This window comes from Leptospira bandrabouensis, assembly GCF_004770905.1.
GTDB lineage: Bacteria > Spirochaetota > Leptospiria > Leptospirales > Leptospiraceae > Leptospira_A > Leptospira_A bandrabouensis.
Map to the genome: position 1 here is coordinate 21,255 of NZ_RQHT01000012.1, position 14,302 is coordinate 35,556.

Below are 14,302 nucleotides of genomic sequence, written 5' to 3' on the forward strand. Positions count from 1 at the left end.
TTTGTTATTTAAATAGTGGTCATATTTAGCTAAAATACTTTTTTATTTTGTAATTTGTTTAAAAATCTTTTGATATTCGGGGTCCCGTATTGTTGTTTTGGAATTAAACTGGAAATAATCATTCCATCTTTTATCACAAAGAGACCATGAGCTAAGCGATTCGAACTGACAACACCGACACCTAACATTGTTTTTAAGATATTTATCTCATTTTGGTCACAGTCTTTTAAGCTATAACCAAGAGCCTTTAATTGGGGATGAAGTTTTTTAATTTCATTCCAAGAATCTTTACCATCGGAAGCAAGATGGATGATTTTTGCTGAAATTTTCCTTTTTTTGATTTCTACTTCCAAATCTAAAACTTGAGCAGAACAAGCAAAGGATCTTACGTTTGGTAAAGTTGAAATAAAAAAAATACCTCTTCTCCGTCTTAAGTTTGGAAATTTAGAATCTGTATTTAAAACAGGTGTTAATTGAAAATCTTTCTTCCATTTAGATCCATTCTTCGGTCTTTTGCCGGTAAGTTCTACCGGCAAGTCTCCTAAATATACTTTCATACGTTTGATTCTTCTTGCTCTTGTGAGTTAATTTCAGATTCTGCAATCATCGCATCCCAATCTGGGAAAGGATCTTCGAATTTTGCCCAAACATCCGGTCCTTCCTTGTATTCTTTGTCACTTAGCAGGCATTTGTCGAGAGAGGCACGTAGTTTCTTTTCATCCATATCCCTTCCAATGAGGACAATCTCTTGGCGCCTATCTCCCCAAGGTTCCAACCAATGCGCTTTTAAATTTTCCAAGACCTCTGGATCATCAGGAATATCCTCGTCTGGAATACTTGCCCACCAATACCCTTCTGGTTTGTAAGAAGAGAGTTTCCCTGCTTGGGAATACAAAACCACCCAGTCCATTTTACTAGCGAGCCATACAAATCCTTTGGCTCGAACCACTCCCGGTTTTTCCGAATGCAACCATTTGTAAAATCGTTCTGGATGGAAGGGGCGCCTGTTTCCATACACAAAACTTTTGATTCCATATTCTTCTGTCTCAGGAACATGCTCTCCCCTAAGTTCTTTTAACCACAAGGGAGACTGGCTTGCTTTTTCAAAATCAAACCGACCAGTATTTAAAACTTTGGATAGGGGAACTTTACTGTAATCTGTGGGTAAAATTTCGGCATCTGCATTCAGCGAACGTAAGATGGTAAGGAGCCGATTCTTTTTTCCATCTGATAACAAACTGATTTTATTAACTATAATCGTATCACTAAATTCTACTTGGTCCACAAGTAAGTCTACAATGTCCCTGTCATCATCTTCGCCAGCACCTAATTCTCGTTCTCTTAATGAATCTAAACTCTCGAAATCTTTTAAAAAATTTACAGCATCGACAACGGTAATCATAGAATCCAAATTTACTAAATCAGATAGGCTTACGCCTGTTTCATCTTCAAAGGTAAATGTTTCTGCAATAGGAAGTGGTTCAGAAATTCCAGTGGATTCGATGAGGATTGAGTCAAACTTTCCCTCTTTGGCAAGTTTGGTGATCTCTAACAGTAAATCTTCTCGGAGTGTGCAGCATATACAGCCATTAGACATCTCCACTAACTTCTCATTGGTGCGACTGAGGCTTCCACCAGAAGCCACAAGCCTCGCATCAATATTCACCTCACTCATATCATTGACTATAACCGCCACACGAAGCCCTTCTCGGTTTGCGAGGATATGATTGAGTAGGGTAGTTTTGCCAGCTCCTAAAAAACCAGAGAGAACGGTCACAGGAATCTTATCTTTCATCGAATTATCCTTAATGCAATATAGTTGCATTAAATTTGCCCCCAAAATCATGTCAATTTAAAATGCAATTACGTTGCATTTGCGTTTTGGAGTCAATTTTCCTTGGTATTTCTGCATAAAAAAGGGAATTTCTTGCATTTCCCCTGTAGGTTCCAATCCTCTTGTTATGCAACTGGATCCTTATTACGTTAAGGCCGCTAAGATTATTAATTCTATTCGGTCTACTCTCTTTGTTCTATTTATGATTGGTATTTTGGGAAGTTTTGGTTCCATTCACAAAGTTCAATTAATCATGATGTTAATCATCGCTATTATCTATGGTTTGATGGCATTAATTCAATTCCTTCTTTTAAAAAATGATAAGGAACCATATGCATTTTGGTTTGTATTAATAGATATCCTTCTTATTGGTTCAAACACAATCGGACAAAGCTCAATGCAATTGGATATTGTGGCTGCAGCAATGAAGGCTGGTGTAAATTATTCGATTGCATTCTTTATCATTTTATACTCAGGTTTTCTTTTTTCTTCAAGGCAAACATATATCATAGGTACATTGCTGACACTTGTACAAATTTCATCACTTGTTTTGGCAGGTTTTGCCGGAATGGAGTTTGTTGATCGCAACGATGTTCATAAATTGGCATATTCAGTTTCATTACCTGTAGAAATAGTGAAAGTTTTTTATCTGTGTATGGCAACTGTTGCGATTGCAAAAATGGTAGGTTTACTAACATCGATTCGGGATGAGGCAATCCAAGGGAAAAAAACTTCAGAAGAACATTCTAAGGTAATGGAAACACAAAAAGAGGCCTTGGTAGAAACAGGTGAAAATTTAAACCAATCCGTTTCCGCCTTAAAAGTGTTTGCTGATGATTTAAATGGTCTTGTCCAAAACCAAGCTGCATCGATAGAAGAAATTTCAGCATCCTTAACAAAAATTTCTCAATCTACGGAAGATTCATTTTCCTTTGTCAAAGACCAATACAAACGAATAGAAGCCTTAAATGAGGAAAGCCACACCTTAGAGGGAATAGTAAAAGCCGTTCGTTCTGAAGTTGATATTATTTCAGGTCAAATCAATGAGTCATCACAGTTTAGTAATCTTGTAACAAATTCTATGGAGAACTTAAATTCTGTTTTAAACGAAGTAAGTTCCAGTTTCCAAAAGGTGGAAGATGTAAATCAGATCATGAAAGAAATTGCTGACCAAACCAATTTACTTGCTCTTAATGCATCCATTGAAGCCGCAAGGGCAGGGGAACATGGTAGGGGTTTTGCGGTAGTGGCCCAAGAAGTCGCAAAACTGGCAGAAAATTCAGCTTCCAACGCAAGTATCATCTCCAAAACGATTCTGAAATCAAAATCGGATTTACTTAAAGGGAATTCCTCTGCTAAAGAAGCAAATGAAATGGCTTTGAACCAGAAAAATGAAATGAACAAGGTTAAAAATACTGTGGTTAGTTTTAATGAAAAATTTGTAGACTTGCAAGAGTTAAATGCTCGTGTTTTGAAATCTCAAAAGGAACTCAAAGACTTGTCCTCTCAGTTGGAATCCATTGCGAAAGACCAAACATTGGGTAATAAAGAAGTGATGCGAGCAGCTCAAAGTATAGAAAGAGATGTCCAAGTAGTCGCCGAGAACACAAGAGTTCTCGCTGAGCATATTGAAGATATCCAGGACTTGGCCAACCGGATCAAGTGATCCTTGTCTAACACCATTAACTTAACAGCCGCCTGATTCGTTCAGGCGGCGCGAAGGAAAACTATTTGTAATTCTTTTCCCCTCTTTGATCTTTGAGTGAAAGTCCTGCTTAAGGAGCCGACTGTATGATATCCAATAACTATTTTAACGATAACGATGACCTAATTGATCATTTTGATTCCCTTACTCCTTGGAACGAGGTAGTTGACCAATACGAACAAGGTTTTGAAGACTTTGCGGAATACCAAAAATCAGGAAAGGAAGAACTGGCTTTCGCTCCTGGAAACTATGAAGACGCCATTGAATTCTACCGTTCCACTTTAGAAGCTGGTGGAGACATTGCTGGAAACAATATTTCCCAAGTTTCCAAACAAATGGATGAAGAAGGCCTTAAATACAAAGACGGCCAAGTTACCTTCCCTAAACCTATGTTAGACGTCGTTGAAAAAATTAAATCGGCGGGACTACTTCCTTACGGAATTCATAGACATTACGGTGGACTAGGTCTTCCTTCTGTCGTACAATCGATGTTATCTGAATGTGTATCGCGCGGGGACGGATCTCTTGCCATCACTCTTGGTTGTATGAACCTCGCAGAAACTGTCGAAAGATTCGGAACAGAAGAAATGATCCATGAATTTGTTCCAAAAATGGCAGCCGGTGAACTTTGTGGAGCGATGGCTCTTACGGAACCAAACTACGGATCCGACCTTCCTAATTTACAAACCAAAGCAGTTAAAGGTGAAGACGGAACTTGGAAAATCACAGGAACCAAACGTTTCATTACCCATGCTTGTGGTTTTGGTTCGGCACCTTCTATCATTCTCACTCTTGCAAGAACAGGAACCACCACCAGTGGGGCTCGTGGGCTTTCTTTCTTTTTAGTGCACTCGAAAGATGTATTTGTAGCATCCATCGAAAAGAAAATGGGACTCCACTGTTCTCCTACTTGCGAAGTAGTTTTTGAAAACAGCCCAGGGATTCTCATTGGCGAAGAGGGAAAAGGCCTTGTCAAATATTCGATGGCAATGATGAACCAAGCTCGCCTCAACATTGCGGCCCAAGCAATGGGGATTGCGACCGCTGCTTATTTCGAAGGAAAAAAATACGCAGAAGAAAGAGTGCAGTTCGGTAAAACCATTAATAACATCACGGCAGTGAAAAAGATGTTGGAACGAATGGAACGAGAAGTAGCTGCTATGCGTTGTATTTTATACGAAGCAAGTTTTGCCGTAGACCAGTATCGTTGGAAAGAAGAACGAGGAAAGATGAAAGGTCTTTCTGAGAAAGACATTAAAAAAGATGAATCTTTCAAAAAATGGGAAAAACTTGCCTCCCTGTTTACTCCACTTTCAAAATATTACATCACAGAAATGGCAAATCTTGTGGCTTATGACGCGATGCAAATCCACGGTGGATCCGGTTATACAGAAGATTATGATGTAGCAAGACTATATCGTGATGTTCGTATCACTAATATCTATGAAGGAACCACACAACTCCAAACGGTAGCTTGTATTGGTGGGATTGTTTCTGGAATGACAGAAACAGGAATTTACCGCGAATACTTAAAATCGGAAATGGCTACGTTTGCAGCAAGCCAAGGACTAAACGATCTATTCAAACAATTTGAAACGGTTGTGGCTGAATATGCAGAAATTGATTCTACTCCTCTTCGAGAAGAATTGGCTTTTGAAGTAGTAGAGTCAGCAGCACGTTTCCACAATAGTTTGTTACTCGAAAGAAGTATTGGTCGTTCGAAAGTAGAAAGACGAAACTATCGTAAGTCGATCACGGATGCTTACATCCTTGATAGTTCAGCGATCCTTGCAGCAAACTTAACCAAAATTCGTGGAAAGAAAAAAGCACCAGTCACTGCTTAAACCAGTCGATACAAATCCTCTTCTTCCTTGTTACGCCTGTTTTATGGAAGAAGGGGAAGGTGTAAAATCTTCCAACAAACCTGACATTCGCCTCTCTTCTCCATTTTCTTGGAGGGGAGAAAAATTTCCTCCCATTTTAGATTCCGAATCCCCCGATCATTTAGGCCGCATTCGCGATTTAGGAATTCCTTATATCTTTGATATCCACACTCATTTTTTTCCAGAGACGGTGATGAAACTCATTTGGCGTTGGTTTGATAATGTGAACTGGGCCATTGGATACCGACTGCCAGAAAAGGAAAGAGTGGAAAGGCTCCACCATAATGGGATCAAACGATTTACTACTTTAAACTATGCTCATAAAGCAGGAATGGCTTCTTCTTTAAATGATTGGACTTATGCCAATTATAAAAACTGGGAAGGAGCTTTACCCTTTGGAACGTTTTATCCCGAAGAGGGAGTTCTTAATTATGTGAAACGGGCTGTGGAAGAATATGGGTTTCGCGGTTTTAAACTCCACTGCGAAGTTTCCAAACTCAATTTAAATCATCCTGAACTTGCAGAAACTTTCCTGTTTTTACAGGCAAAACAAATTCCGATTTTGATCCATACAGGAACGGCACCCCTTCCGGGTGAGTTTACAGGAATCCAAATTTTTAAACCCTTTCTCGAATCCTATCCTAAGTTGAAAATCATAGTCGCTCATATGGGTGCCCATGAAATCTCCGCCTATGCTTCGTTACTGGAAAGTTATCCTAATTTGGGCCTTGATACCACAATGGTGTTTGTGGATTTTCTTGCTACGGGTAAGGAGGAAGAGGTGGATGCGGCCGTTTCCTATTTAGAAACTTACCAGAATCAAATTTACTTCGGATCCGATTTTCCAAACATCCCTTACAACCTAAACCACCCCATCACTAAGATTTTGGATTTGTCTATCAGCGGTGAGGCCAAACAAAAAATTCTCTACTGGAACGCAGAAAACTTATTTCATAAATGAAACGTGGTTGCATTTGCAACAGCGTTGCAAATGATGGGTCCACAGAGGTATTTATGAAATTTGTCAAAATTCTACTGTTTTCTACCATCACTCTCTCTGTTGTGAATTGTGCGGAACTCTTTCAGTCCAAAAAAAAGAAGGACAATATGGATGCATTGCTTGCTGCTCTTTTGGTAGCACCCAATTGTGGGGTCAGTGCAGTTTCTGATTCCGCAGGAAAAGGAACCCGTTACCAATTTACTGGGTGTTCCGGGGATGTAACCACTACCTTACGAGCCTTTGGATTTACGGCCAATGGAGTTTCGTTTGCTGGTGGATTGCAAGGTTCCAATAATTCTTCGACCATCCTCACCAATGCTTCTAGTCTTTCTGAATCTGGAAATGATTCCAAAGCTGGAATTGAAATTACTTATATTATGAACCAGTCGGATTCTACTATAGATGCTTTGATTCAGTCCACTCCTAGTTTTACCGGTCCAGGGGTTCATCTTTCACCAACGGTTGCAAAGTGGTTGGATAGTGCAACTGCGGCCGATTTTGTGACCACTCCAAGCACACCTTGGACATCTTCCGTGGGGGTACCAAAAACAGTTTGTTTGGAAGTACATAAGGAAAATTCGAAAGGACATATTTTTGGATGGTCGATTCCATGTAATTTAGCAAATCGTTCTGCTTATGAGTTTGAAGAGGAAGATGCAACGATTACAGCTGGGATTACGGATGGGCGTATCGGTTTAAAAATCAATAAAGCAGTGATCCAATCCATCACCATTTATTCAACAAAACTGGGCTTAAATAATTCGATTCAGTAATACAAGATAATAGAACGTGAAACCTAACTATCGTTTTTCTAAATTGAAAATGGGTGGAATTTTTTTCTCCCTATTATTTTCGGCCTTCCTATTTGCCCAAACTTCAGAATGGGAAAAAGAACTGGAAAATAAATCACAACCTAACAAAAAGAATGTGAACCAACCTTCGAATCCAACTTCGTCCACTGCGGACTGGGAAGCCGATTTAGAGAAGGACCTTCAAGACCAAGAAAAACGAGAAAAAGGAACGGAAGGAAGTCGAGGGGTCACATCCCCAGTTCAATCCAACCAACAGATCAATCGTTCTGCACAAAATCTTATGATGGATGCGTACGCTGCCATCGATATCGTTGGTGCTTGGGACAGAAACAAACCAAGAGGAACCGGAGAAAGAATTGATAACCAACTAGACATCCGCACCGCCGAATTTGGATTTAACGGAGCCGTGGACCAGTGGATGCGCGCCAACTTTATTGGAGCTGCGCATGGTGAAAACGGAAAATACTTTTTCGAAGTCCATGAAGCTTGGGTCCAATTTCCTTTTTTACCCTTTAATACTTCTCTGAAAGCCGGGCAGATGTTTATCGATGTAGGTCGATTAAACAAAATTCATGCACATGATCGTGCATTCACAATGACTCCCATCGTTCATGAAAAATTGATAGGATGGGAATCTGCCATTGATACTGGGGCTGAGTTTAGTATTCTTTTTCCTTGGAAATGGATCACTCAGGAACTGGTGCTAGGTGCTACGAATGGAAGAAAATGGGGACATTCTCACGACGGTGGTGTTCAAAAAAACAATCCCCTAATGTATGCCCACCTAAAACATTTTTACTATTTTGGAAATAATTGGGGAACACAGTTTGGATTTTCGGGAATCCGTTTTGAGCCGACGACAGAAAGAAAAAACCAAAGGTTGTTATATGGAATGGATGCGGTTTTGCGTTGGAACCGATCCAATTTGAGTGAAATCATGTTAATGGGAGAAGGATGGTACCAACAAGAAGTATTTCCTGCTAATTTAGATCCCATCACGTTTCAAAAAACAAAATCTCCCACAAAAGACCAATGGGGAGCTTACGCCTTTTTAGATTTTAAATTCCATCAGTTATGGTCTGTGGGTGTTCGTTATGACTATTTCACAGACAAGTCCCTTGTTGATCAAAATGGAGATCCGGCAAAAAATGCCATTGAGGCCCAATCTTTACAAATGACATTCCATAGTTCTGAATTTGGCAAAATAAGAGGGTCAATAGAAAGAAGATTTATCCAAGATTATTCACGAACTTCTCAGGAAGAAGTTAGAGAATATCGATTTTATATCCAAACCGTTGCTGTTCTTGGATCACATCCAGCACATAGTTATTAAAAATGTAAGAGGGGTTTTTTAGTCCAATGAGTTCATTCGTTAATATTTATAAACATATCCTTTCTATTCTTTTGTTTTTCTTTTTTGTATTATCTCCTTTGTCTGCAAAGGTATCTCTTGTCACAAGTCTTCCAGATATCAAATACATCGCCGAACAGGTGGCAGGTGACAGGGCCGATGTTTCTGGAATGATTCGAGGAACAGATGATCCTCACTTTGTAATGACAAGACCCGATTTTCTTGTAAAACTGAGTGAGGCCGATGTTTTATGTGTGATTGGACTTGATTTAGAAATTGGTTGGATTCCGTACCTCCAACAACAATCCAGAAATATAAAAATCCAAAAAGGCCAACCCGGATATTGTGACACTTCGTTTGGAGTAAAAATCCTAGGGGAACCTACCGTGATGATGGATCGTTCTATGGGTGACATGCATATTTATGGGAATCCTCATTATTGGAACGATCCTATCAACGCCATCCAAATGGCCCAAAATATTAAAAATGCACTCACTAGGGTGGATCCTTTAAATGGGGATTATTATGAGGGTAATTTTAATTCTTTTAAAAAACGACTCATTCAGTTAACGAAAGAAGAAATGAAAAAGATGGAACCATACTTTGGGTTAAAAGTGGCAGTTTTTCATGACCAATTTGTTTATTTAGCTTCACGTTTTAAATTCAATGCTAATTTAACCATTGAAGAACGCCCGGGAGTTCCACCTTCTGTTCGTTATATGGATCAGGTCATTAGTTATATGACTGCAGAAAAGATAAAAATTATCTTGATTGGTCCCTATCACAATCCAAAGTATGCTGAGTATGTGTCTTCTAAGGTTCCAGGTTCAGTCGTTGTGACACTGCCTGTTTCTGTAGGTGGTTCCCCTGAGGCAGTCACTTACGAAGACACTTTACGGTTGATGTTACAAAAGATACGTGATGCAAGCGACAAAACCAAATAATACAGAAATTCCTTCTACATTTATCCATACAGAAAATTTAAGTGTGGGCTACAGAAAGGAATTTCCTGTGGTGTCCGATATCCATTTGCATATTCATTCTGGAAAAACCTATGCTTTGGTTGGTGGAAATGGAGCTGGAAAAACCACACTCTTTCGCACCTTAACCGATCTTTTGCCCCCACTTTTTGGTTCCATTTCCTTTTCGAAAGAAATCAAAACTTCTTACGTTCCCCAAGCGAAACGAATGTCTTTGGAGTTTCCGCTCCGAGTGGAAGATGTTTTACTTATGCCAAAAAACATTGGACTTAGTTTTTTACCAAAAAAGAAATTTTCCAAGGAAGATTTGGATCTCATTGAAAGGACAGGTGTTAGCTCCTACTTAAAAAAACAAATTTCACTATGCAGTGGGGGACAGTTACAAAAGGTTCTGATTCTACGTTCCCTTCTCACCAAAGCGAATTTGATTTTTTTAGATGAACCAATGGATTCCTTAGACCACAATGCAAGGGAACTGTTTCAAACCGTATTATCCGAATACTTAAAAGAAGGAAATCGTTCTTTATTTTTTATCACTCATAGTTTAGAACATGATTGGGGATTCGGGTTTGATGAAATTTTTGAAATAGACGAAGGAAAACTCTATAATATCACCAGTGGAGAAAGGCCACCAAACTGCCACCACCATGACTAATATACTTTCTAGTTGGAATTTATTTTTACCACAAATGGTAGTCGGTAGCCTTGTTGGCGCCTTATTATCTGTCCTAGGAATTTTAATTGTCCTTCGGGGTATGACGTTCTTTGGAGTCACTCTTTCCCAGGCTGTTACTTTTTCTGTCGCCTTATCCTTGTTTATGGAGTGGCCTGGCGAAATTTTTCCCATTCTTTTCTCTTGTGTTTTGGTTTTTCCCCTTTTGTATGTAAGAAAACTACGTGGGATGAAAGAAGAGGTAATCCTTGGAATTCTATTTGTTTTCTTTTCTGCCGCCACTCAGTTTATGTTGGCACTTGGCGGAAATGTGCAAAATCATTTGATGGCCGCATTTTTTGGGGATATTTTAACTTCGCAAGTGAGAGCCGATTCTTTTGGAATTTATATCGCTATATTCTTTTTTATTCTCTATCTCAGCTTTTTTAGAAGGTTTCTTTTTATCAGTTTTGATCGCGATGAATACAAAATCCAAGTAGGAAATCCACTTCCTTTTGATCTTTTGTTTTATATCATCCTTGCCGCTTCCTTGACCGTTGCGGTAAATTTACTTGGAACATTTTATAGCATTGCCCATTTGATTTTACCAGTGTTTGCTCTTTTGCCACTCATTCGTTCTTTACGGTTACTGACTATTGTTTGTGTTTTGTTTTCTGTTTTTGCTACTGTATCTGGATTCTTAATTTCCCTTGTAGGCATTGAAAAAAACGGAGAATTGATTTATTTTCCGACCTCTTCCAGTATCATTTTAGTCCTTTGTGTTTTGGCTTTTTTTCTCCATCTGATTCGATTCCTAACTACTTCCGTTTTTTCGAAATCTGTCCGATAAGTATTCTGTGGAACTAATCCCTTGTAATACCTGCGGACAAAACCGCTTCCGTCCTATTTATACAAAAGAAAGTCCTTTGGGTGAGTCTTTTTCGATTGTTTCTTGTGAGTTTTGTTGCCTGGTCCAAGTCAATCCACAACCAGGATTTTTAGAGGTAAAAAAATACTATGATGATTCTTATTTTACCCAAAGGACAGAAAGAGGGTATGACAATTATTATTCGGATCATTTACGAAAAGAAATTTCTAGAGTTTTCCAACTCAATTTAAATGATTTGAATTTTTTCTCTTGGGAAAGTGAGCGCTTTACACAAAAAGAGCCAGGGGAAAGTCTTTCTTCTTTGGACATTGGTTGTGCGGCCGGTTACTTTGTTGCTTATATGAAAGACCGAGGTTACGATGCGTATGGGATCGAAATTGCAGATGGCCCCGTACGTTTTGCACGTGAGACTTTAAAACTAAATATCTTTCAAGAGAACTTTCTGGATTGGGATCCACAGTTCCAAAACCAATTTGATGTTATCACTCTTTGGGCTACCATTGAACACCTTCATAAACCCAAAGAAACCCTGGAAAAAATTAAAAACCATTTAAAACCGGGAGGTGTTCTTATCCTCTCCACTTGTCGTTATGGGTTACTTGCCAAACTTGCGGGCCTTAAGTGGCGATATTTAAATGTCCCCGAACATCTTTATTATTATTCTTATAAAGGTTTAAAAAATCTTCTTTTAAGTTTAGGTTACCATCATCCAGTTTCTTTTACTTATGGAAGTGGAATGACCTCACGCCCCGGAGCCCGCTTTTTTTTCAAACTCCGGAAGTGGATGATGGATCGTTTGGTAAAACGATTTCAGTTAGGTGACATGATGGTCTTTATGGTAAAAAAATCTTAGGTTTCCAATGATTTAAGTATATCTTCCACACAGAAGGCCACCACTTCTTCCAGTTCTGCTGTTGCATCTACAAAGATGGTAGATTCTGGTAGGATCGCCAAATAGTTTTGGTAAATTCGTTCTTGTTCCGAGTCTTCGTCAAAAACTTCTTCCCGGCCTCCGCGGCTTTTTCTACGGTCCGCTGATTCCTCGGGAGAGAGATCTAAAAAATAAACTCGATTAGGTTCGGGAAATCCTTTGTCTTCATTTTTGTATAAAATTTCAGCAGCATGTTCTTCATCTCGACCTTGGTAAGCCGCTGTTGAAAAGTAATAACGATCTTGGATGATTGATTTCCCACCCTTTAACGTTGGTAAGATGATTTCATTTACAGAATACTCTCTGTCTGCAATGAATGTTTCGATTTGTTCTTCTTTTGTAAGTTTTAGTTTTCCTTGGAGGAACTCTCTAATTTTTTTCCCGTACACACTGTCCGTTGGTTCTCTGTGCCAGAGATTGGGTATGGATTTTGTAAGAAGAGCTTCCGATACCAAACGAGAGACGGTGGTTTTCCCGGATCCATCGATCCCTTCGAATACAAAGAACTGACTATTATAAGGCATATCCCCTCCATTTTAAGAATGGTCGTTTTTTCCTCGACTTATTTACTAAACTCGGCAATTTAGTCTAAGGAGCAAAAACATGAAAAAAATTTCGTCTATGCTGATCATTGCTTTTTTGGCCGTATTTATGATTAACTGTGCATCCGAAGAAGTTAAACAAACGCCAGTTGTGGAAGAACCAAAACCTTCCAAAAAGCCAAAATTGAATGAAGCATTCAAACCAAGAGCTAGAGACATTAAATAATTTCTACTCAATTCAGAAACCACCTGGGGAAACTTGGGTGGTTTTTTTTATCACCTTGCCTAAAAATTAAGCAAATTTTCTTCTTCCGAATACCTTCCTTTTCACTAAAGCCTTTTTTTTAAGCAGAATGCAGTAAAAATCCCTACAATGCTTACTGGTACCGATCTTGCATTATGAAGTAAGTATCCATCTATGATTACAGAAAGAGAAAGTCATAAATTCCTACGTGAATGGAAAGAGTGGTTGTCAGGAGGGACTCTTGTTCCTGTGTTTCAACCCATCCTCTCCTCGGAATCCACAGGCATTTACGGTTATGAACTATTAGGGCGTCTTTCCACTCCAGAGGGGCTTGTCAGTCTTGGGGAATTCTTTTTGTCCCAAACCTTCGGTTATGATGAAATCTTTTATCTTAAAAAACAAGTCGATGAAGAGATTCGACTTCTTGCCTTAGAAAAATTCCAAGCGGAAGCGCCACCAGAAACCAAGTTATTTTTGAACATTTCGCCTAATGTAATGTACCATACTCTTTTACAGTTGGAAACAACCTTGCCGAAAACCATCCAGATGGTAAGGCAAGTGGGTGTGGATCCAGAACGGATTGTGATTGAAATTACCGAAGAAAGGTTTCCACACAACTTAGAACTACTTCGCCCAGTACTTAATTTATATAGACAAGAAGGGTTTTCGATTGCAGTGGATGATGCGGGGTCCGAGGCAAGTAATTTGGATCGAATCGGTCTTTTTCATCCAGAAATCATCAAAGTGGATTTGCAAATGTTACGTAGGTCTACTTTCTCTAGAAATTTTAAAGAAATTTTACTCAACTTATCAAAGTTAGGAGAGTCTTTGGGGAGTAGTTTACTCTTTGAAGGAATTGAATCAGAGGATGAACTTTATAATGCCTTAAATTATGGAGCAAGATACATCCAAGGATTTTATTTCGCCAAACCAGAACCTTTTTTTGCCAAACGATTTGAATACCGAATGGAGATGCAGTCCTCCTTAGAATATTTTCATGCACGCAAACAAGCAGAAATGAACCGTCAGATCGAATGGGAAAATCTTTGGAAAGATAAACTTTCCGAAATTATGATGGGGTTTACCGAAGAAAATGGAATTTGGGAATGGAGGGGTGGATTTGAGACGAATGTCTTTGGGGATGGGAATTTTTTTCGGATGTACATTACAAACCCATTGGGTTTTCAGGTTTCGCCCAACTATGCAAGAGTCCCGACGGGAGAAATGGAACCAGATTATTCGTTTCTTGGGAAAAACTGGTCCTTTCGGCCTTATTTTTTTGAACATTTACACAAATCCAAAACGAGTAGGGATGCCTGGACCCTTTCCCAAATGTATCATGATATTTCGGAACGTATGATGTTGCGGACATTTGCCAGGAACCTATCCGAAAATTTGATTTTATTTATCGATGTGGTAGTTTCTCGTTCTTGAAAGGTTTTGCGAAAAACCCTCTCCCTAGGGATAGTGACGATACCT

The 14,302-nt window shown here is 39.1% G+C and carries 14 protein-coding genes; 11 read left to right on the forward strand and 3 right to left on the reverse strand.

All coding sequences use genetic code 11. The features are described from left to right. Window positions 1-29: 29 nt before the first annotated feature. Window positions 30-557, reverse strand: a complete 528-nt coding sequence (locus EHR07_RS03790) for a hypothetical protein (protein WP_135743861.1) — start codon at window positions 555-557, stop codon at window positions 30-32. After that, complete coding sequence (gene zigA, locus EHR07_RS03795; protein ID WP_135743862.1) at window positions 554-1,795, reverse strand: zinc metallochaperone GTPase ZigA; 1,242 nt, start codon at window positions 1,793-1,795, stop codon at window positions 554-556. Before zigA ends, EHR07_RS03790 begins: the two co-directional genes overlap by 4 nt. 166 nt (window positions 1,796-1,961) lie before the next feature. On the opposite strand from zigA, the gene EHR07_RS03800 reads away from it, so the two are divergent. The 9 genes from EHR07_RS03800 to EHR07_RS03840 all read left to right on the forward strand — a co-directional run bounded on the left by EHR07_RS03800 (window position 1,962) and on the right by EHR07_RS03840 (window position 11,959). Next, the gene (locus EHR07_RS03800) at window positions 1,962-3,500 is read left to right on the forward strand and encodes a methyl-accepting chemotaxis protein (protein ID WP_135743863.1); all 1,539 of its coding nucleotides are present in this window, start codon (window positions 1,962-1,964) and stop codon (window positions 3,498-3,500) included. Window positions 3,501-3,625: 125 nt separating this feature from the next. Further along, on the forward strand, window positions 3,626-5,383 hold the full coding sequence (locus EHR07_RS03805) for an acyl-CoA dehydrogenase family protein (protein WP_135743864.1): 1,758 nt from the start codon (window positions 3,626-3,628) through the stop codon (window positions 5,381-5,383). Window positions 5,384-5,426: 43 nt separating this feature from the next. After that, the gene (locus tag EHR07_RS03810) at window positions 5,427-6,383 is read left to right on the forward strand and encodes an amidohydrolase family protein (RefSeq protein WP_135744377.1); all 957 of its coding nucleotides are present in this window, start codon (window positions 5,427-5,429) and stop codon (window positions 6,381-6,383) included. Window positions 6,384-6,436: 53 nt separating this feature from the next. After that, entirely contained in the window at window positions 6,437-7,195 is a 759-nt protein-coding gene (locus tag EHR07_RS03815) for a hypothetical protein (RefSeq protein ID WP_135743865.1), read from the forward strand. 16 nt (window positions 7,196-7,211) lie between these two features. Continuing rightward, a complete protein-coding gene (locus EHR07_RS03820) occupies window positions 7,212-8,567 on the forward strand; it encodes a TonB-dependent receptor (RefSeq protein WP_135743866.1) in 1,356 nt (451 codons plus the stop codon). A 26-nt stretch (window positions 8,568-8,593) separates the two neighbouring features. Continuing rightward, window positions 8,594-9,529, forward strand: coding sequence for a metal ABC transporter substrate-binding protein (locus tag EHR07_RS03825; RefSeq protein WP_135743867.1), 936 nt, complete (start codon window positions 8,594-8,596; stop codon window positions 9,527-9,529). Then, the gene (locus EHR07_RS03830) at window positions 9,507-10,220 is read left to right on the forward strand and encodes a metal ABC transporter ATP-binding protein (protein WP_135743868.1); all 714 of its coding nucleotides are present in this window, start codon (window positions 9,507-9,509) and stop codon (window positions 10,218-10,220) included. The genes EHR07_RS03825 and EHR07_RS03830 overlap by 23 nt, the downstream gene beginning before the upstream one ends. Continuing rightward, the gene (locus tag EHR07_RS03835) at window positions 10,213-11,067 is read left to right on the forward strand and encodes a metal ABC transporter permease (protein ID WP_135743869.1); all 855 of its coding nucleotides are present in this window, start codon (window positions 10,213-10,215) and stop codon (window positions 11,065-11,067) included. Before EHR07_RS03830 ends, EHR07_RS03835 begins: the two co-directional genes overlap by 8 nt. 7 nt (window positions 11,068-11,074) lie before the next feature. Then, complete coding sequence (locus EHR07_RS03840; RefSeq protein WP_135743870.1) at window positions 11,075-11,959, forward strand: class I SAM-dependent methyltransferase; 885 nt, start codon at window positions 11,075-11,077, stop codon at window positions 11,957-11,959. Here the strand turns inward: EHR07_RS03840 and tmk are convergent. Next, window positions 11,956-12,561 carry a dTMP kinase gene (gene tmk / locus EHR07_RS03845; RefSeq protein WP_135743871.1) on the reverse strand — a complete coding sequence of 202 codons (606 nt, stop codon included), beginning with the start codon at window positions 12,559-12,561 and terminating at the stop codon, window positions 11,956-11,958. The two genes, EHR07_RS03840 and tmk, sit on opposite strands and share 4 nt — an antisense overlap. A 79-nt stretch (window positions 12,562-12,640) precedes the next feature. Between tmk and EHR07_RS19055 the strand changes: the two genes are divergently transcribed. Next, window positions 12,641-12,805, forward strand: a complete 165-nt coding sequence (locus tag EHR07_RS19055) for a hypothetical protein (RefSeq protein ID WP_167483347.1) — start codon at window positions 12,641-12,643, stop codon at window positions 12,803-12,805. Between the two features lie 192 nt (window positions 12,806-12,997). After that, complete coding sequence (locus EHR07_RS03850; protein ID WP_135743872.1) at window positions 12,998-14,257, forward strand: EAL domain-containing protein; 1,260 nt, start codon at window positions 12,998-13,000, stop codon at window positions 14,255-14,257. Window positions 14,258-14,302: the final 45 nt, after the last annotated feature.

Bases quoted from the DNA above. Each gene is read 5' to 3' on its own strand.
- EHR07_RS03790 (WP_135743861.1), bottom strand. From the start codon at position 557: ATGAAAGTATATTTAGGAGACTTGCCGGTAGAACTTACCGGCAAAAGA.
- zigA (WP_135743862.1), bottom strand. From the start codon at position 1,795: ATGAAAGATAAGATTCCTGTGACCGTTCTCTCTGGTTTTTTAGGAGCT.
- EHR07_RS03800 (WP_135743863.1), top strand. From the start codon at position 1,962: ATGCAACTGGATCCTTATTACGTTAAGGCCGCTAAGATTATTAATTCT.
- EHR07_RS03805 (WP_135743864.1), top strand. From the start codon at position 3,626: ATGATATCCAATAACTATTTTAACGATAACGATGACCTAATTGATCAT.
- EHR07_RS03810 (WP_135744377.1), top strand. From the start codon at position 5,427: ATGGAAGAAGGGGAAGGTGTAAAATCTTCCAACAAACCTGACATTCGC.
- EHR07_RS03815 (WP_135743865.1), top strand. From the start codon at position 6,437: ATGAAATTTGTCAAAATTCTACTGTTTTCTACCATCACTCTCTCTGTT.
- EHR07_RS03825 (WP_135743867.1), top strand. From the start codon at position 8,594: ATGAGTTCATTCGTTAATATTTATAAACATATCCTTTCTATTCTTTTG.
- EHR07_RS03830 (WP_135743868.1), top strand. From the start codon at position 9,507: ATGCAAGCGACAAAACCAAATAATACAGAAATTCCTTCTACATTTATC.
- EHR07_RS03835 (WP_135743869.1), top strand. From the start codon at position 10,213: ATGACTAATATACTTTCTAGTTGGAATTTATTTTTACCACAAATGGTA.
- tmk (WP_135743871.1), bottom strand. From the start codon at position 12,561: ATGCCTTATAATAGTCAGTTCTTTGTATTCGAAGGGATCGATGGATCC.
- EHR07_RS19055 (WP_167483347.1), top strand. From the start codon at position 12,641: ATGAAAAAAATTTCGTCTATGCTGATCATTGCTTTTTTGGCCGTATTT.
- EHR07_RS03850 (WP_135743872.1), top strand. From the start codon at position 12,998: ATGATTACAGAAAGAGAAAGTCATAAATTCCTACGTGAATGGAAAGAG.